Raw genomic sequence first — 17236 nt, 5'->3', positions numbered from 1 at the left:
TCAAGCACGGGCCGGTTACAGTCGCTCGAACGACCGACGGGATCGAGGTGCCGAGTGGAGCTGGCGCGAGCCACCAACCGGAGCGTCCGGCTGCGCAACAGGTCTGCCCTGCTGACGAAGCTCTTCCTCGACGCCCCGCTCACCCGGCAGGACCTGGTGCGCAGCACCGGGCTGAGCCAGCCGGCGGTGAGCAACGTGGTGGCCGACCTGATCGACGAGGGGCTGGTCGCCGAGGCCGGCGCCGCCGAGTCCGACGGGGGCCGACCCAGCATGCTGCTGCGGGTCGCACCCCGGTTCGCCTTCGTCGTCGGGGTGGACGTGGGCGAGACCCGGGTCCGGGTCGAGCTGTTCGACTTCGCGATGACCCTGCTGGCCAGCGTCGAGTACCCACTCGACCCGGCGCGCACCGAGCCCGACGTGGTGGCCGGGCACGTGCTGGCCGGCATCGAGGCGGTGACCGGCCAGGCCCAGGTGGCCACCAGCGACGTGCTCGGCGTCGGGATCGGCGTCTCCGGGGTGGTCGAGCAGGGCACCCAGGCCGTGGTGCACGCCCAGGCCCTGGGCTGGGACCGGGTGCCGCTGGAGCGCCTGATCGGCGCCGGCACCGACCTGCCGCTGCACATCGACAACGGCGCGAAGACCCTCGGTCAGGCGGAGATGTGGTTCGGCGCCGGCCGGGGCGCGCGACACGCGGTCTTCGCGCTGGTCGGCTCCGGTGTCGGCGCGGCGGTGGTGACCAACGGCGCCACCTACCGGGGCGCGTCCAGCAGCGCGGGGGAGTGGGGGCACACCACCCTGGTGTACGGCGGCCGGGCCTGCCGCTGCGGCGCGCGCGGCTGCCTGGAGGCGTACGTGGGCGCGGAGGCGATCATCGACCGCTACCGGGAGGCACGCCGGGGCCGGCCGGTGCCGGGCGAGGACGAGGAGTCCCAGCTCGCCGCCCTGGTCGATGCCGCCGCGACCTCGGCCACCGCCCGACGGGTGCTGGACGACACCGCCGGCTACCTCGGCGCCGGGGTGGCCAACCTGATCAACCTGTTCAACCCGGAGCGGGTGGTGCTCGGCGGTTGGGCGGCGATGGCGCTGGGCGACCTGCTGCCGGCCGTCCGGGAGGCCGCCGGCCGGCAGGCGCTGCGCCAGCCGTACGAGCAGGCGTCGATCGAGCTGTGCCGGCTCGGGGTGGACGCCGTGGCGTTGGGTGCCGCCACGCTGCCGATTGCCCGGTTCCTCACCGAGGGTGGCGTACGCCGCTGAGGGGCAATTCGCCCACAACAAACCTTCGGGATAAATAACAGTGTTATAGATCGATGTCTTGACGCCGTCGCAATCGCGCCGCAACACTCCTACGAGAGCGCTCTCCGCCCCGCGGCGTCGCATCGGCGGCACCACCCACGGCACCACGGGCGAGCCCGATCCCACCCGCGCGTCGTCCGTAACCCCCTATCGACAGGCGATGTCATGACATCTCGCGCTACATCCGCACGCCCGCGTCCCCGGCGTGCCGTCCGACACCTGCTCCTCGGGCTCACCGTGGCCCTGGTCGCGGCGCTCACCCCGGCCGGCGTCCCGACACCGGCGCAGGCCGCCCCCACCCTGCTGTCGCAGGGCCGCCCGGCCACCGCCTCGTCCACCGAGAACGCCGGCACCCCGGCCGCCGCCGCCGTCGACGGCAACACCGGCACCCGCTGGGCCAGCGCGTTCAGCGACCCCCAGTGGCTCCAGGTCGACCTGGGTGCCCGGGCCACCCTCAGCCAGGTGACCCTGCAGTGGGAGGGTGCCTACGCCCGCGCCTTCCAGCTCCAGACCTCCGACGACGGGGCCACCTGGACCACCATCTACTCGACCACCACCGGCGCCGGCGGCACGCAGACCCTCGCCGTCACCGGCGCCGGCCGGTACGTGCGGATGTACGGCACCGCCCGGGGCACCGGCTACGGCTACTCGCTCTGGGAGTTCCAGGTCTATGGCGAGACCGGCGGCAGCACGCCCACCTGCGGCAGCACCAATGCCGCACAGGGTCGCCCGGTTACCGCCTCGTCCACCGAGAACGCCGGCACCCCCGCGTCCGCCGCGGTCGACGGCAACGCCGGCACCCGCTGGGCCAGCGCCGCCAGCGATCCCCAGTGGCTGCGCGTCGACCTCGGCAGCACGCAGTCGATCTGCCGGGTGGTGCTCACCTGGGAGGCCGCGTACGCCCGGGCCTTCCAGCTCCAGACCTCGGCTGACGGCAACACCTGGACCACCATCTACTCGACCACCACCGGCGCCGGCGGCACGCAGACCCTCGCCGTCACCGGCAGCGGTCGCTACCTGCGGATGTACGGCACCGCGCGGGGCACCACCTACGGCTACTCGCTGTGGGAGTTGGCCGTGAACACGACCGGTGGGACCAGCGAGCCGCCGGTCGACCCGACCGACCCGCGCAACCCGAACCTCGGTCCGAACACCTTCGTCTTCGACCCGAGCACCCCGACCGCCACCATCCAGAGTCGACTGAACACGCTCTTCACCCAGCAGGAGACCAACCAGTTCGGCCCGCAGCGATACGCGGTGCTCTTCAAGTCCGGCACCTACACCGCCGACGTCAACCTCGGCTTCTTCACCCAGGTCGCCGGGCTCGGCATGAGCCCCGACGACGTCAACCTCAACGGGCACGTCCGGGTGGAGGCGGCCTGGTTCGGCGGCAACGCCACCCAGAACTTCTGGCGCGCGGCGGAGAACCTCTCGGTCACCCTGCCGGCAGGGGTGAGCGTCGAGCGCTGGGCGGTGTCCCAGGCCGCGCCGTACCGGCGGATGCACCTGCGCGGCGCGCAGAACCAGATCCAGCTCTGGAACGGCGGCGACGGCTGGTCCAGTGGCGGCCTGATGGCCGACACCCGCGTCGACGGCCTGGTCGTCTCCGGCTCGCAGCAGCAGTGGTACTCGCGCAACAGCGAGTTCGGCAACGGCTGGACCGGCTCGGTGTGGAACATGGTCTTCCAGGGCGTCACCGGCGCACCGCCGCCGAGCTTCCCCAACCCGTCGCACACCGTCATCCCGCAGACCCCGCAGGTACGGGAGAAGCCGTTCCTGTACGTCGACGGCACCGGCGAGTACCGGGTCTTCGTGCCGGCACTGCGGAACAACTCCACCGGCACCAGCTGGTACGGCAAGACCCCGGCCGGCTCGTCCATCTCGCTGTCGCAGTTCTTCATCGTCCAGCCCGGCACCAGCGCGGCCACCATCAACGCGGCCCTGGCCCAGGGCAAGCACCTGCTCTTCACCCCGGGTGTGCACCACGTCACCGAGCCGATCCAGGTCAACCGGGCCGACACGGTGATCCTCGGCCTCGGCCTGGCCACCATCCAGGCCGACAACGGCAGCGTCGGGATGCGGGTGGCCGACGTGGACGGTGTGAAGGTGGCCGGCATCATGTTCGAGGCCGGCACGACGAACTCGCCGGTGCTGATGGAGGTCGGGCCGACGGGCTCGGCGGCGAGCCACGCCGCGAACCCGACCTCGTTGCACGACGTGTTCTTCCGGATCGGTGGACCGCACGTCGGCAGGGCCACCAACACGCTGACCGTCAACAGTGACAACGTGATCGGTGACCACATGTGGCTGTGGCGGGCCGACCACGCGGCCAGCGGCGTACCCACCGGGTGGACGTTGAACACCGCCGACACCGGGCTCACCGTCAACGGCGACAACGTCACCATGTACGGCCTCTTCGTCGAGCACTACCAGAAGTACCAGACGGTCTGGAACGGCAACGGCGGGCGGACGTACTTCTACCAGAACGAGATGCCGTACGACCCGCCCAACCAGGGCGCCTGGATGAACGGCGCGACCCGGGGGTACGCCGCGTACAAGGTGGCCGACTCCGTCACCAGCCACCAGGCGTGGGGGATGGGCAGCTACTGCTACTTCAACGTGAACCCGGCGGTCATCGCCGACCGGGCCATCGAGGCGCCGACCAACCCGAACGTGCGGTTCACCAACATGGTCACCGTCTCGCTCGGTGGCGTCGGCACCATCAACCGGGTGATCAACAACACCGGCGGCACCGCCAACGCGGCCAACCAGCAGGTGTACCTGACCACCTACCCCTGACCGGGGCACCCGACCGGCCCGGTCGCGCCGTCGACCGGGCCGTGCGGGTCGCACCGTGGGCCGAGCCGGCCCGGTCCCGCCGAGACCGGGCCGGCCCGGTCGCGCCGCACCCCCGCCGACACCGCGCCGTCGCGCCGGCGGGAATCCGGCCGAATCTTTTCTAGCGGTATGTCGATCCGGGCGAGGGCCGTTCGTGTGGAGGATGAGGGGTCGGCGACGGGCCGGCCGCCCCCGCAAGGAGGAACGATGACGCTGTACCTGCTCAGCATCCACCAGCCCCAGGGTGAGCTGCCGCCGGACCCGGAGTTCCTGGCCGGGGTGATGCGTCAGCTCGGCGAGCTGCACGACGAGTTGGTGGGGGCCGGGTCGTGGGTCTTCGGGCAGGGCCTGCACGGCCCGGAGACCGCCACCGTGCTGCGCCCCCGCGACGGCGAGGTGCTGGTCACCGACGGGCCGTTCGTCGAGGGCAAGGAGCACCTGGGCGGTATCACCATCATCGACGTGCCCGACCTGGACGCCGCCCTGGACTGGGGCCGCCGCTACGCGCTGGCCACCACGCTGCCGATCGAGGTACGCCCGTTCCAGGGTGGAGCCGGGGACTGACCGTGCAGAACCTGGAGGCGGTGTTCCGCGCGGAGTACGGCCGCGCGGTCGCCGTCCTGGTCCGCCTCCTCGGCGACATCGACCTCGCCGAGGAGGCCGTCCAGGAGGCCTTCACCATCGCGGTACGGCGGTGGTCGCAGACCGGTCCACCGCCCAGCCCCGCCGGCTGGATCATCACCACCGCTCGGAACCAGGCCATCGACCGGCTGCGCCGGGAGGCGTCCCGGGCCGACCGGCACGCCCAGGCGGCCCTGTTGTACGCGGCCGACGTACCCGCCGAGGAGGGACCGGTGCGCGATGACCGGCTACGTCTGATCTTCACCTGCTGCCACCCGGCGCTCGCACCGGCCGCCCGGGTCGCGCTCACCCTGCGCCTGCTCGGCGGCCTGAGCACCGCCGAGATCGCCCGCGCATTCCTGGTGCCCGAGCCGACGATGGCGCAGCGGCTGGTCCGGGCCAAGTCGAAGATCCGCAACGCCCGGATCCCGTACCGGGTGCCACGCGACGCTGACCTGCCCGACCGGCTGCACGCCGTGCTCGCGGTGCTGTACCTGATCTTCAACGAGGGGTACACGGCCAGCGCCGGGCGGCGACTGGTCCGCGCGGAGCTGTGCACCGAAGCGATCCGGTTGGCCCGGCTGCTGGCCGAGCTGATGCCGGACGAGCCGGAGGCACTCGGCCTGCTCGCGCTGATGCTGCTCACCGAATCCCGCCGGGACGCGAGGACCACCGCCGCCGGCGAGCTGGTGCCACTGCCCCGACAGGATCGGGGCCGCTGGGACGCCGCGCTGGTCGCCGAGGGGCAGGCGCTGGTCCGCCGCTGTCTGCGCCGCGACCGGCCGGGGCCGTACCAGATCCAGGCCGCGATCGCCGCCGTGCACAGTGCCGCTTCGCGCGCCGCCGACACCGACTGGGGCCAGATCCTCCAGTTGTACGACCAGTTGTCGGCGGTCGCTCCCGGCCCGGTGGTGGCGCTGAACCGGGCGGTTGCGCTCGCCGAGGTGGCCGGACCGGCGGTCGCGCTGGCCGAGGTGGACCGCCTCGACCTGGACGGCTACCACGTGCGGTACGCGGTCCGTGCGGACCTGCTCGCCCGGCTCGACCGGGGCGGGGAGGCCGCCGCCGAGTACCGGACGGCCGCCGCGCTGACGGACAACGCGGCCGAGCGGGCCTTCCTCGCCGGGCGTGCGGCGGCCGTGTCACCGGGCTGACCGTGCGTTTGCCGGCGGGGCGGGCCGGGAAACCGAGGCACCCGCCGGCCGGGGCGTCGAGCCCCGGCCGCAGGAGCAGATGGAGGGCGCCATGACGTACCGTCCGGCGGCCGCCGCAACCGTGCCCGACCTGAGCGCCCTCACGCTCGGCGTGGAGGAGGAGTTCCTGCTGCTCGACCCGGACAGCGGGCGGAACCTACCGGTGGCCGACCAGGTGCTGGCCGCGCTGCGCGGCTCGGCCCGGGAGCAGAGCCGGCAGGAGTTCCGGCACAGCATGGTCGAGATGGTCACCCCGGTCTGTGCCGACCTCACCGATCTGCGCGCTCACCTGGTGGCACTGCGCCGATCGGCCGTCGAGGCCGCCGCGGCGGCGGGTGCCCGGCTGGTGGCGGTCGGGGCCACCCCGGTGGCCGAGCCGCACCGGACGGTGCCCGACAAACCGCGCTACCACGCGATGTCGCGCCGGTACGGGCCGGTGGCGCACGACCCGGCCGTCTGCGGCTGCCACGTGCACGTGGGGCTGTCCGATCGCGAACTGGCCGTGCAGGTCTGCAACCACCTGCGGGTGTGGCTGCCGGTGGTGCAGGCGATCACCACCAACTCGCCGCTGCACGACGGGCACGACACCGGCCACGCCAGCTGGCGGTCGATGCAACTGGAGCGCTGGCCCAGCATCGGCCCGACGCCGTACTTCGACTCCCTCGCCGACTACGACCGGACCGTCGACGAGCTGATCGCCGCCGGCATCATGCTCGACGCCGCGATGGTCTACTGGTACGCCCGGCCGTCGTCGGCGTACCCGACAGTGGAGGTGCGGGTGGGCGACGTCTGCCCGGAAGTGGACGACGCCGTGCTGGTCGCCGCGCTGGTCCGAGCACTGGTCGCCGCCCTCGCCGACGACGTACGCGCCGGGGTGCCCGCCCCCCGTACCCGAGACTGCCTGGTCGCCGCGGCGCACTGGCGGGCCGCCCACGACGGCCTCGACGGCGAGCTGATCGACCTGCGCGCCGGTGGGACCAGGCCGGCCTGGGTGTTGGTCGACGAGTTGATGACGATGATCGCCCCGGCCCTGCTGCGGCACGGGGATCTGGGCTATGTGCTGGGGCAGCTGGCCCGGCTGCGCCGCGAGGGCACCGGCGCGACCCGGCAGCGGCGGGTGCTGGAGCGCACCGGAGACCTGCGGGCGGTCATCGACGACCTGGCCGCCCGCACCTCCGCCGGCTGACCCGACCCCCGGCTCAGCGGATGTCGTGCGACTGGAGCCATAGTTCCAGGAGGCCGAGCTGCCACAGCTTGTTGCTGCCGGCCGCCGCCTCGGCCCGGTCCGGCTCGGCGAGCAGACGCGCCACGTACTCCGACCGGAACAGGCCCCGCTCGCGCGCGGCCGGCGCCTGCAACGCCTCCGCCACCAGCTCGCGCACCGGCCCGTCCACGTTGCGCAGCGCCGGCACCGGAAAGTAGCCCTTGGGCCGGTCGATCACCTCGGCCGGCAGGACCTCCCGGGCGACCTCCTTCAGCACGCCCTTGCCGCCCTGGGCCACCTTGTGCTCGGGCGGGCAGTGCGCGGCCAGGGTGACCAGGTCCTGGTCGAGGAACGGCGTCCGCACCTCAAGGCCCCACGCCATGCTCATGTTGTCCACCCGCTTGACCGGGTCGTCGGGCAGCATCAGGTGGGTGTCCAGGCGCAGCACCGCGTCCAGCGCGCTCTGTGCCCCGGGCGCGGCGAGGTGCCCGGCGAGCAGGTCGCGGCTGGCGTCGTGGTCCAGCGCGTACGCCGGGCCGACGATCTGGCGCAGCTCGTCGTGGTCGCGGTCGAAGAACGCGGCGGCGAACGTCTCGGCCGCGCCGTGCCGGGGCGCCTCGACGAGCGGCTGGTGGTAGCCGTAGCCGGCGAACACCTCGTCGGCGCCCTGCCCGGACTGTGCCACCTTCACGTGCCGGGCCACCTGCTCGGACAGCAGGTGGAACGCGACCACGTCGTGGCTGCCCATCGGCTCGGCCATCGCCAGGACGGCGCGTCGCAGGGCGGGCACCAGGTCGTCGTCGGCCAGCCGGATCCGGTGGTGGTCGGTGTCGTACGCGCGGGCCACCAGGTCGGAGTAGTGGAACTCGTCGCCGGACTCGTCGCCGCGGCTGTCGAAGCCGATGCTGAACGTCCGCAGGTGCTGCTGGCCGGCCTCGGCGAGCAGCGCCACGATGAGGCTGGAGTCCAGCCCTCCGGAGAGCAGCACCCCGACCGGCACGTCGGCGACCAGCCGCCGGCGTACCGCCGTGCGCAGCGCGTCGCCGATGGCGGCCCGCCAGTCGGCGGCGTCCATCCCGGCGTCGGCCGGTTCCCGGACGTAGTCCGGACGCCAGTACACCTCCTCCCGGCTGCGCCCGTCCGCCTCGATGACCCGCAGGGTGGCCGGTGGCATCTTGCGGACGCCGCGCAGCACGGTCCGCGGCCCGGGCACGATGGAGTGCCACGACAGGTAGTGGTGCAGCGCCACCGGGTCGACGTCGGTGTCCACGTCACCGGCGCGCAGCAGCGCGGGCAGGGTGGAGGCGAACCGGAGCCGGCCGGGGGTCTCGGCGAGGTACAGCGGTTTGATGCCGAGCCGGTCGCGGGCCAGCACCAGCCGCCGCCGGGCACGGTCGACCAGGCCGATCGCGAACATGCCCACCAGGTGGTCGACGAAGCGTTCACCCCAGTGCGCGTACGCCACCAGGATCACCTCGGTGTCGCTGGTGGAGTGGAACGCGTACCCGGCGTTCCGCAGCTCCTCGCGCAGCTCCGGGTAGTTGTAGATGCAGCCGTTGAAGACCAGCGCCAAGCCCAGGTCGTCGCGGACCATCGGCTGTCCGCCCGCGTCGGACAGGTCGATGATGGTCAGCCGGCGATGCCCCAGGGTCACCCAGCCGTCGGTGAACAGCCCCTCGCCGTCCGGGCCGCGCGAACGCATCGCCTCGGTCATCCGGGTGACCGCCGCGGCGTCGGGCTGCCGACCGTCGAACCGTGCCTCCCCGCTGATCCCGCACATCAGCCGGGGCGATGGGTCAGGTGGGACACCAGCGGCACGGCCATCCTCCTGTCGCGTCGCCCGGCCGGTCGGGGCCGGTCCCGTCGACCGGACGGGGCCGCTGGCTACCCGGGCGCCGGGTGGGCAAACCCCGTCACCGCCGAGGCGCCTGCCGTGCTCAGCCGAGCAGGGTACGCAGGATGCGGGCGAACTGGGCGCGGTCGGCGTCGTCCAAGTGGCCGAAGAAGCGATCCGCCTCGGCCCGGCGCGCGGCCCGGATGGCGGCGCTGACCCGGTTGCCCTCGTCGGTGAGCGCGACCAGGGTCGCCCGCCGGTCGGCCGGGTCGGGTCGGCGTTCGACGAGCCCACGGGCCTGGAGGTCGTCGATGACCTCGGTGGCCGAGCGGGGCGCGATGCGCAGGTGCTCGGCGATGCCGCCGGGGCGCAGCTCACCGTGCCGGGCCAGCACCCCGAGCGCCCGGGACTGGCTGGGTGTGACGTCCCACGGCGCCAACGACTCCCGCGCCTGTCGGCGCAGCCGCCCGGCCACCGCCCAGAAGGTCTCCGCCAGGCTCTCGTCGTCGCCGTCCGCCGTGCGCTCCGTCACGGGGAATACGGTAGCAGGGGATGCCGTTGTTCCCTCATGATGAGGTAACCTCAGCAATGTCCCCGACGAGAGGCAGTTCCCCCTTGGAACCCACCCCCGCCGGCCGCGACCGCGGCCACCGCACCGTCAGCGCCGACGAGAAGGCGCAGGCCCGCCAGGTGTCGTTGCGCCGCATCGGCCGGCTGTTCACCGCCCACCGGCCCGCGCTGGCCACCGTCACCGCGATCATCGTGGCCTCCTCGATCATCGCGATGGCCACCCCGTTCCTGCTGCGTGCCGTCATCGACCGGGCACTGCCGCAGGGCGACGTGACCCTGCTGGTCTGGCTGGTGCTCGGCATGGTCGCGGTGGCCGCCGTGACCGCCGCCCTCGGCGTCGTCCAGACCTGGATCTCCACCCAGGTCGGGCAACAGGTCATGCACCGGCTGCGCACCGACGTCTTCAGCCACCTCCAGCGGCAGTCGCTGGGCTTCTTCACCCGGACCCGCACCGGCGAGGTGCAGTCCAGGATCACCAACGACATCGGTGGCATGCAGTCGGTGGTCACCTCCACCGCCACCGCCGTCGCGTCCAACCTCACCACCGTGATCGCCACCGCAGTCGCGATGGTCGCACTCTCCTGGCAGCTCTCCCTGGTCTCGCTGGTGGTGCTGCCGCCGGCGATCTGGCTGACCCGCCGGGTCGCCCGGATGCGCCGGGAGATCACCGCCCAGCGCCAGCGCGAACTCGCCGACCTCAACGTCACCGTCGAGGAGGGGCTGTCGATCAGCGGCGTGCAACTGGCCAAGACCCTCGGCACCGGGCCCGCGCTGATCGACCGCTTCACCGCCTCGTCGGCCCGGCTGGTCGACCTGGAGCTGCGCAGCGAGCTGGCCGGCCGCTGGCGGATGGCTTCGATGAGCATCATCTTCGCTGCCGTACCGGCGGTCATCTACCTCGCGGCCGGCCTGCCCGGCACCGCCGGCACGCTGAGCATCGGCACCCTGGTCGCTTTCACCGCCCTGCAGGGCGGCCTGTTCCGGCCGCTGATGGGGCTGCTCAACGTGGGCGTCTCACTGACCGCCTCGCTGGCGCTGTTCGCCCGGATCTTCGAATACCTGGACCTGCCGGTCGACGTGGCCGACCCCACCGAGCCGGTCCGCCTCGACCCCACCCGGGTACGCGGGCACCTGCGCCTGGAGGACGTCACCTTCGGCTACCCGGGCAGCGACACCGCCGCGCTCGCCGGGATCACCCTGGACGTGCCCGCCGGCACCAGCCTCGCCCTGGTCGGCGAGACCGGCTCCGGCAAGAGCACCCTCGCCGGGCTGGTCAGCCGCCTGCACGACCCGACCGCCGGCCGGGTCACCGTCGACGGCGTCGACCTGCGGGATCTGCGACTGGCCGACCTGGCCGCGATCGTCGGCGTGGTCAGCCAGGAGACCTACCTGCTGCACACCACCGTTCGGGAGAACCTGCGCTACGCCCGGCCGGACGCCACCGACGCGGAGATCGAGGACGCCGCCCGCGCCGCACAGATCCACGACCTGATCGCCGGCCTCCCCGACGGGTACGACACCGTGGTCGGCTCGCGCGGCCACCGGTTCTCCGGTGGCGAGAAGCAGCGGCTGGCCATCGCCCGCACGCTGCTGCGCGACCCGCGCATCCTGGTCCTCGACGAGGCCACCAGCGCGCTGGACACCGAGACCGAACGGGCGGTGCAGCGGGCGTTCGACGTGCTCGCCGAGGGGCGTACCACGATCACCATCGCGCACCGGCTCTCCACCGTCCGCGACGCCGACCAGATCGCGGTGCTCGACCACGGCCGGATCGTCGAGGCCGGCACCCACGACAGCCTGCTGCACCACAACGGCCGCTACGCCACCCTGGCGGCCTGACCGATCGGCAGCCGGTTCACAACCGTCTCGAAACAGTCGCTAAACCGTCTCATTACTGTCGTCCAGGTGTCGGTAGACGGTGGCCCGCGAGACACCCAGAGTGGTGGCGATGGCGTTCACCGAGTGGGTGCCCGCCGCGTGCATCCGCCGGGCCGCCTCGACCTGCTCCCGGCCCAGTGCCCGCGGCCGCCCCGGTTGCCGTCGGCGGGGAGTCGCCCCGGCGCCCGGTGCTGCCGCTACCAGGGGTGCGGCGTCCGGGCGTGCGGGCGGCATGGCCAGCAGGCGGCGTACGCCGTCGAGCATGTCGGCACGCAGCACCTCGTCCGGCACGTCGGTGAAGAAGACGATCGGGTCGCTGCACGCGGCGACCGCCTGGACCGCCCGGACCCGTTCGCGGCGTCCAGCGTCCGGCCCGGCGATGAGGTCGTTGGCCCGCATCGCGATCCCCATCAGGCGGTGGTACGTGTCTCCCCGGCCGACCAGCGCGATGTCGTGGAAGAGCATGCCGAGCGGCCGGCGGTGGGCGAGCATGGTGTCCACCCAGCCCTCCAGCACCGTCCACCGGGCCTGCTCGGTCGGCTGCCCCTGCGCGGCGTCGAGCAGCGCCTCCAGGTCGGCCACCAGCGGCTCGACCAGTGCGGCGAGCAGGTGCTCCTTGGCCGGGAAGTGGTACAGGATCGCAGCCTTGGTCAGCCGCAGCCGCTCGCCGATCTGGCGCAGCGAGGTGCGCTGGTAGCCGTGCTCCGCGAAGAGGTCGAGCGCGGCGCGCAGGATCCGGGTGCGGGTGTCGTCCGCGGGATCGGCGGTCATGCCGGCCAGCCTAGCCGGCCCTGACCGGTGGCAGACCTCACCGTTGATTCGACTGACCGACGGTCAGTACAGTGAGGACGGTCGACGCATCCGATGGCAGGAGGGGCGATGCCCGTCATTTCGATCGGCAACCTGGTCAAGACGTTCGGCGGCATCCGGGCACTCGACGGGCTCGACCTGCGGGTCGAGCCGGGGGAGGTGCACGGCTTCCTCGGGCCCAACGGAGCCGGGAAGTCCACCACCATCCGGATCCTGCTCGGGCTGCTCCGCCGCGACTCCGGCGACGCGCGGGTACTCGGCGCCGACCCGTGGCGCGACGCGGTGCGTCTGCATCGCCGCCTGGCGTACGTGCCGGGCGACGTCAGCCTCTGGCCGAACCTCTCCGGCGGGGAGGCGATCGATCTCCTGGGTGACCTGCGTGGAGGCCTCGACCGGCGTCGCCGCGATGAGTTGCTGCAGCGCTTCGACCTGGACCCGACCCGCGCGTGCCGCACGTACTCCAAGGGCAACCGGCAGAAGGTCGCCATCGTCGCCGCCTTCTCCTCCAACGTGGAGCTGTACGTGCTCGACGAGCCGACCTCCGGCCTCGACCCCCTGATGGAGGCGGTGTTCCAGGACGAGATCCGGCGGATCAAGCAGGCCGGCGCCACCGTGCTGCTCTCCAGCCACGTGCTTGCCGAGGTCGAGGCGCTCTGCGACCGGGTCAGCATCATCCGCGAGGGTCGTACCGTCGAGTCCGGCACCCTTGCCGAGCTGCGCCACCTCACCCGCACCACGGTGATCGTCGAGACGGCCCGGCCGGTGACCGGCCTGGACGCGCTGCCCGGCGTGCACGGCGTGCACGAGGTCGACGGGCGTACCCACCTGGAGGTCGACCCGGCGCACTTCGACGAGTTGCTCGGCCAGCTCATCCGCTTCGGCGTCCGCGCGCTGACCAGCACCCCACCCACCCTGGAGCAGCTGTTCCTGCGCCACTACGGCGAGGAGCAACCCGCCGCCGACGATCACCAACCGGCCGAGGCCCCGCAGGCCGGTGCCCGATGACCGCCCTCACCGGCACCCGCCGGCTGGCCCGTCTCGTGCTGCGCCGCGACCGGATCCGCCTCGCGATCTGGGTCCTCGGCACGCCCCTGCTCGGCTATGCCCTCGCCGGCAGCGTCGCCGGCGTCTACCCGGACGAGGCGGCCCGCCACGGCTACGCCGCCACCTCGGCGTCCAGCCTGGTCGCCCGAGCCTTCAACGGCCCCATCGCCAGCGCCGACCTCGGCGCCGTGGTGGTCGCGGAGACGTACGTGACGTTGGCCCTGATCGTCGCCCTGCTGAGCACCTTCACGGTGGCCCGGCACACCCGGCAGAACGAGGAGACCGGCCGGGCGGAGTTGCTCGGCGCTTCCGTGGTCGGCCGGTACGCGCCGCTCACCGCCGCGCTGCTGGTCGTGGTCGCGGCGAACGTGCTGGCCGCGGCCCTGCTCACGCTCGCTCTGGCCGGCGCCGGCCTGCCGCTGGCCGGCTCGGTCGCGGCAGCCGGCGCGGTCGGAGGTGTCGGGGTGGGCTTCACCGGCATCGCCGCGGTCACCGCGCAACTCTCGGTCACCTCCCGGGGCGCCAACGCCCTCGCCGCTGCCGTCGTCGGGCTCTCCTTCGTGCTGCGTGCCGCCGGCGATGTGCTCGGCGACTCCAGCGCCGACGGCACCCAGGTGGAGAGTGCCTGGCCGTCCTGGCTCTCGCCGCTCGGCTGGGGCAACCAGGTGCGGGCCTTCGCCGGAGAACGCTGGTGGGTGCTCGCCCTGCCCGTCGTACTGCTGCTCGCCGGGGTGGCGCTGGCGTACGCCCTCGCGGAGCGACGGGACCAGGGCGCCGGGCTGGTCGCCCCTCGGCGCGGGCCGGCGACCGCTGCGGCGCGGCTGCTCAGCCCTGCCGGGCTGGCCTGGCGGATGCAGCGCGGCACGCTGCTCGGTTGGGCGGTCGGGGTGGCCGTGCTCGGCCTCTCGATGGGCGTCGCCGCCGACGAGTTCAACGCGATGATCGACCAGAACCCGGCCGCCGCCGAGGCGATCAACGCGATGGGCGGTGGCACCGACCTGGTCGACGCGTATCTGGCCGCGATGCTCGGGCTGTTCGCGTTGACGATCGGGGCGTACGTGGTGCAGGCCATGCTGCGGGTACGCGGCGACGAAGCCGACGGGGTGCTGGAGGCCGCCCTCGCCACCGCAGTGAGCCGTACCCGATGGCTCGGCACCCAGGTGCTCGCCGCGGCGCTCGGTGCGGTCGCCCTGCTGCTGCTCGCCGGCCTGACCACCGGGCTCGGCTACGGCTTGGTCACTGGCGACCCGCTCGGCGCGGCCATCGAGTTGGGAGGGGCTGCACTGCTGCGGCTGCCGGCTCTGCTCGTGGTGGCCGGAGTGGTGACCGCGCTCTTCGGACTGCTGCCCCGCCGGTCGGTGGTGCTCTCCTGGACGGCGCTGCTGGTCTTCCTGCTCCTCGGGCAACTCGGCGCGGTGCTGGAGCTGCCGCAGGCCGCGCTCAACCTCTCTCCGTACACCCATGTGCCCTCCGTGCCCGCGGTCGACCTGGCGGTGCTGCCGCTGGTGGTGCTGGCCGGGGTGGCGGCGGCGCTGCTAGCCGTCGGCGTCGCGGCCTTCCGCCACCGCGACGTCCCAAGCTGAGTTGCTCCCCGTGGTCGTTGGCTTCTCGTGATCGTTGGCAGCTGAGCAACTCGACACGCCGACGCCTGCCCTGCTGACCTGCCACCGATCGGTCCGGCTAGCAGAAATCGAGCGGCGGCGGGCGCTGTCCACAGGTTGGTGGGTGTGCACAGGGGCGAGGTGGAGGGGTTGCGGGGGATTGGGGTGGGGCGACACGGTCAGTGGCGTGAATCCGGTGCTGCGGGAGTTGGTAGCGCTTGGCGCGGGGCTGGTGACCCGTGAGACTGCCAGGCAGGTGGTGCCGCGGTGGGCGTTGCAGCAGGCTTGCCGTAGCGGCGATCTGGTGCGGGTGCTGCCCGAGGTGTTCGTAGCGGCGCACCTGGTTGCTGCTCGGCCCGGCACCCCTGCCCTGAGTCGACTCGACCCTGCTCTGGGTCAGCGCGCGGCTCTCGCCTGGGCCGAGGGTTGCGGCGCACTCAGTCACCTCAGCGCGCTCAGCGCATGGGGGCTGCGCCAGCAGGCGGTCGGCGAGCTGGTCCATCTGAGTGCACCGGCGGGCTCCGGCCTGCGCACCCGACCCGGTGTGGTGGTGCACCGACGCCAGGGCCTCATCCTCGAACCGCCACAAGTGGTGGTCCGGCGAGGGCTGACGGTGACCCGTGTTGAGCAGGCCCTCGTCGACTCGTGGCCGACGTTGCCGCCAACCGAGCGGCGGGCGCCGGTGATTCGAGCGGTCAACGATCGGCTGACCACGCCCGAGCGGCTAGCCATCGCCCTGGGAAATGTGCCGAAGTTGATCGGCCGGGCGGCGCTCCGAGCGCTGCTGACGAGGCTCGCCGACGGCTGCCGCAGCCCGCTGGAGATCTGGGGGCACGAGCACGTCTTCACCGGCCCGGGGATGCCGGCGTTCCGCCGGCAGGTCCCGATACGCGTTGGGCGGCGCACCATGTACCTCGACATGTTCGCCGAGTGTGAGCAGGTCAACATCGACCTCGACGGCGCCGCCACGCACGGCGACCCACGCCAGCGAGAGGTTGACCTGCGGCGAGACGCGCTGTTGGCGACCATCGGGATCCTGGTGGTCCGCTTCGCCCACCGCCGCCTGGTTCACGAGGCCGACGCGGTACGCCGCGAAACCCTGGCCATCCTCGCGACCCGTCGGGCGGGCGCGATCGCCTGAGCTGGTGCGATGGCTGACGGGGAGAGTGAAGACCATGGGGCTTCCCGAGCAGGACGTAGCGCAGGTGCGGAGCTGGTGCGACGAGCGCGTGCCGTAAGCGGCACGAGACCAGGTGCGGGTGGAATGCGAGGGCGGTCCCCGGCATCTCACGATCGTCGAGCGGCGGCGGCCGTGGGGTGCGAACACTGGCCCGGAGTGGACGAGTTTCCCCAGCGCACGGCTGCGATATACGAAGACCGCCGGCACCTAGGCCCTGTACTACCGGGACCGGGATGTGCGGTTTCACCGCTACGACCCTGCCCGGCCGTCCGTCGACGTCAGCATCCTGCTCGACGAGATCGGCCGTGACCCCACCGGCATCTTCTGGGGCTGATGGCTCGGGCGTCCGCACCGGCCAGCGTTTGGACCTATCACTTGCACATGTGGAAAGTGTTCATTAAACTTTCCGACGTGGAAAGTACTGATCTGGAGGAACAGCTCAAAGCGGCCGAGCGCGGTGCCGCCGCGCCCTACGTCACCTATCCGCCCACCCCGTGGTGGTACGCGCCTTCCGTCGGTGCCTGGGCCGCTGCCATGATCGGCACGTTCACCTGGTGGCGCGAGAACGTGGCACTGTTCATGGCGTCGCTCGCCGTCCTGATCGCCGTCGAGGCCCTGTTCGTTGTCTGGATGCAGCGTCGGCACGGCGCGCTCCCGATGCCGGGCAAGGGAACGCCGCCCGTCGAGATCGCCGGAGTGTGGCGCGGATACCTGGCTGGCCTGGCCGCGGTCATTCTCCTCGTCGGGCTCGTCTGGTGGCTGGTCGGCGTCCCGGCTGCCGCCGGGGCGGCGTTCGTCCTCGTGACGGTTGGCCTGGCGGTCTACGAGCGGCGTTACGCCGTAGCTGCCGCCACGACCCGGGCACGCCTTCGGTGATCGATGGACTGGACCCGATCATCCACGTGCCCAAGCGTCTGGCGGCCATGGCCGTCCTGGCCAACGCCTCCTCGGTCTCGTTTCGGTTTCTGAAGGACCACCTGCAGATCAGCGAGTCGGACCTGTCAAAGCAGATGTCCACGTTGGAAGCGGCTGGCTACGTCAGCTCGACGAAAACCGGTCGTGGCCGTGGGGGTAGTACCACCTATCGGATAGCTCCGGCTGGGCAGCGAGCGTACGAGCAGCACTGCGCGGCGTTGAGGGCACTGATCGGCGGCGCGTAGCGCTGGTGTG

The 17236-nt window shown here is 72.5% G+C and carries 15 protein-coding genes; 12 read left to right on the top strand and 3 right to left on the bottom strand.

The features are described 5' to 3' along the window. Positions 1-54: 54 nt before the first annotated feature. The 5 genes from ACFY29_RS01060 (at position 55) to ACFY29_RS01040 (ending at position 7131) form a co-directional block, all read left to right on the top strand. Complete coding sequence (locus ACFY29_RS01060) at positions 55-1254, top strand: ROK family protein (RefSeq protein WP_386982276.1); 1200 nt, start codon at positions 55-57, stop codon at positions 1252-1254. A 204-nt stretch (positions 1255-1458) separates the two neighbouring features. Next, on the top strand, positions 1459-4092 hold the full coding sequence (locus ACFY29_RS01055) for a discoidin domain-containing protein (RefSeq protein WP_386982274.1): 2634 nt from the start codon (positions 1459-1461) through the stop codon (positions 4090-4092). 246 nt (positions 4093-4338) lie between these two features. After that, positions 4339-4695, top strand: coding sequence for a YciI family protein (locus ACFY29_RS01050; RefSeq protein WP_328416200.1), 357 nt, complete (start codon positions 4339-4341; stop codon positions 4693-4695). Positions 4696-4697: 2 nt separating this feature from the next. Next, positions 4698-5906, top strand: coding sequence for an RNA polymerase sigma factor (locus ACFY29_RS01045; RefSeq protein ID WP_386982272.1), 1209 nt, complete (start codon positions 4698-4700; stop codon positions 5904-5906). A gap of 91 nt (positions 5907-5997) precedes the next feature. Continuing rightward, complete coding sequence (locus ACFY29_RS01040) at positions 5998-7131, top strand: glutamate--cysteine ligase (protein ID WP_386982270.1); 1134 nt, start codon at positions 5998-6000, stop codon at positions 7129-7131. Between the two features lie 13 nt (positions 7132-7144). On the opposite strand, the gene ACFY29_RS01035 is transcribed toward ACFY29_RS01040, so the two are convergent. Continuing rightward, complete coding sequence (locus ACFY29_RS01035) at positions 7145-8929, bottom strand: N-acetylglutaminylglutamine amidotransferase (protein ID WP_386982268.1); 1785 nt, start codon at positions 8927-8929, stop codon at positions 7145-7147. Between the two features lie 157 nt (positions 8930-9086). After that, on the bottom strand, positions 9087-9515 hold the full coding sequence (locus ACFY29_RS01030) for a MarR family winged helix-turn-helix transcriptional regulator (RefSeq protein ID WP_328416208.1): 429 nt from the start codon (positions 9513-9515) through the stop codon (positions 9087-9089). An 83-nt stretch (positions 9516-9598) separates the two neighbouring features. Here ACFY29_RS01030 and ACFY29_RS01025 point away from each other — a divergent pair, with 83 nt between their 5' ends. Further along, on the top strand, positions 9599-11392 hold the full coding sequence (locus ACFY29_RS01025; RefSeq protein ID WP_386982265.1) for an ABC transporter ATP-binding protein: 1794 nt from the start codon (positions 9599-9601) through the stop codon (positions 11390-11392). A 39-nt stretch (positions 11393-11431) separates the two neighbouring features. Here ACFY29_RS01025 and ACFY29_RS01020 read toward each other — a convergent pair whose 3' ends face one another. Beyond that, entirely contained in the window at positions 11432-12202 is a 771-nt protein-coding gene (locus ACFY29_RS01020; RefSeq protein WP_386982262.1) for a TetR family transcriptional regulator, read from the bottom strand. 108 nt (positions 12203-12310) lie between these two features. Here ACFY29_RS01020 and ACFY29_RS01015 point away from each other — a divergent pair, with 108 nt between their 5' ends. The 6 genes from ACFY29_RS01015 (at position 12311) to ACFY29_RS00990 (ending at position 17226) form a co-directional block, all read left to right on the top strand. Next, entirely contained in the window at positions 12311-13246 is a 936-nt protein-coding gene (locus tag ACFY29_RS01015) for an ATP-binding cassette domain-containing protein (protein ID WP_386982259.1), read from the top strand. After that, positions 13243-14868: an ABC transporter permease gene (locus ACFY29_RS01010; RefSeq protein ID WP_386982257.1), complete on the top strand. Its 1626-nt coding sequence runs from the start codon at positions 13243-13245 to the stop codon at positions 14866-14868. The genes ACFY29_RS01015 and ACFY29_RS01010 overlap by 4 nt, the downstream gene beginning before the upstream one ends. Positions 14869-15073: 205 nt before the next feature. Beyond that, positions 15074-16027, top strand: coding sequence for a DUF559 domain-containing protein (locus ACFY29_RS01005; RefSeq protein ID WP_386982254.1), 954 nt, complete (start codon positions 15074-15076; stop codon positions 16025-16027). A gap of 253 nt (positions 16028-16280) precedes the next feature. Continuing rightward, positions 16281-16400: a DUF3024 domain-containing protein gene (locus ACFY29_RS01000; protein ID WP_386984581.1), complete on the top strand. Its 120-nt coding sequence runs from the start codon at positions 16281-16283 to the stop codon at positions 16398-16400. Positions 16401-16447: 47 nt separating this feature from the next. Continuing rightward, positions 16448-16942, top strand: a complete 495-nt coding sequence (locus ACFY29_RS00995) for a hypothetical protein (RefSeq protein WP_386982251.1) — start codon at positions 16448-16450, stop codon at positions 16940-16942. Beyond that, positions 16939-17226 carry a transcriptional regulator gene (locus ACFY29_RS00990; protein WP_355607168.1) on the top strand — a complete coding sequence of 96 codons (288 nt, stop codon included), beginning with the start codon at positions 16939-16941 and terminating at the stop codon, positions 17224-17226. Before ACFY29_RS00995 ends, ACFY29_RS00990 begins: the two co-directional genes overlap by 4 nt. Positions 17227-17236 lie beyond the last annotated feature (10 nt).

Origin of the sequence: Micromonospora sp. NPDC000668 (genome assembly GCF_042897975.1) — a bacterium.
Taxonomy (GTDB): domain Bacteria; phylum Actinomycetota; class Actinomycetes; order Mycobacteriales; family Micromonosporaceae; genus Micromonospora.
Note: the sequence above shows the minus strand (reverse complement) of the source record. Positions and strands in the feature narration are given on the sequence as shown.

What these genes read in the sequence shown, in the direction of transcription:
- ACFY29_RS01055 (WP_386982274.1), top strand. Translation starts at nt 1,459, where the DNA reads ATGACATCTCGCGCTACATCCGCACGCCCGCGTCCCCGGCGTGCCGTC.
- ACFY29_RS01050 (WP_328416200.1), top strand. Translation starts at nt 4,339, where the DNA reads ATGACGCTGTACCTGCTCAGCATCCACCAGCCCCAGGGTGAGCTGCCG.
- ACFY29_RS01040 (WP_386982270.1), top strand. Translation starts at nt 5,998, where the DNA reads ATGACGTACCGTCCGGCGGCCGCCGCAACCGTGCCCGACCTGAGCGCC.
- ACFY29_RS01035 (WP_386982268.1), bottom strand. Translation starts at nt 8,929, where the DNA reads ATGTGCGGGATCAGCGGGGAGGCACGGTTCGACGGTCGGCAGCCCGAC.
- ACFY29_RS01020 (WP_386982262.1), bottom strand. Translation starts at nt 12,202, where the DNA reads ATGACCGCCGATCCCGCGGACGACACCCGCACCCGGATCCTGCGCGCC.
- ACFY29_RS01015 (WP_386982259.1), top strand. Translation starts at nt 12,311, where the DNA reads ATGCCCGTCATTTCGATCGGCAACCTGGTCAAGACGTTCGGCGGCATC.
- ACFY29_RS01010 (WP_386982257.1), top strand. Translation starts at nt 13,243, where the DNA reads ATGACCGCCCTCACCGGCACCCGCCGGCTGGCCCGTCTCGTGCTGCGC.
- ACFY29_RS00995 (WP_386982251.1), top strand. Translation starts at nt 16,448, where the DNA reads ATGTGGAAAGTGTTCATTAAACTTTCCGACGTGGAAAGTACTGATCTG.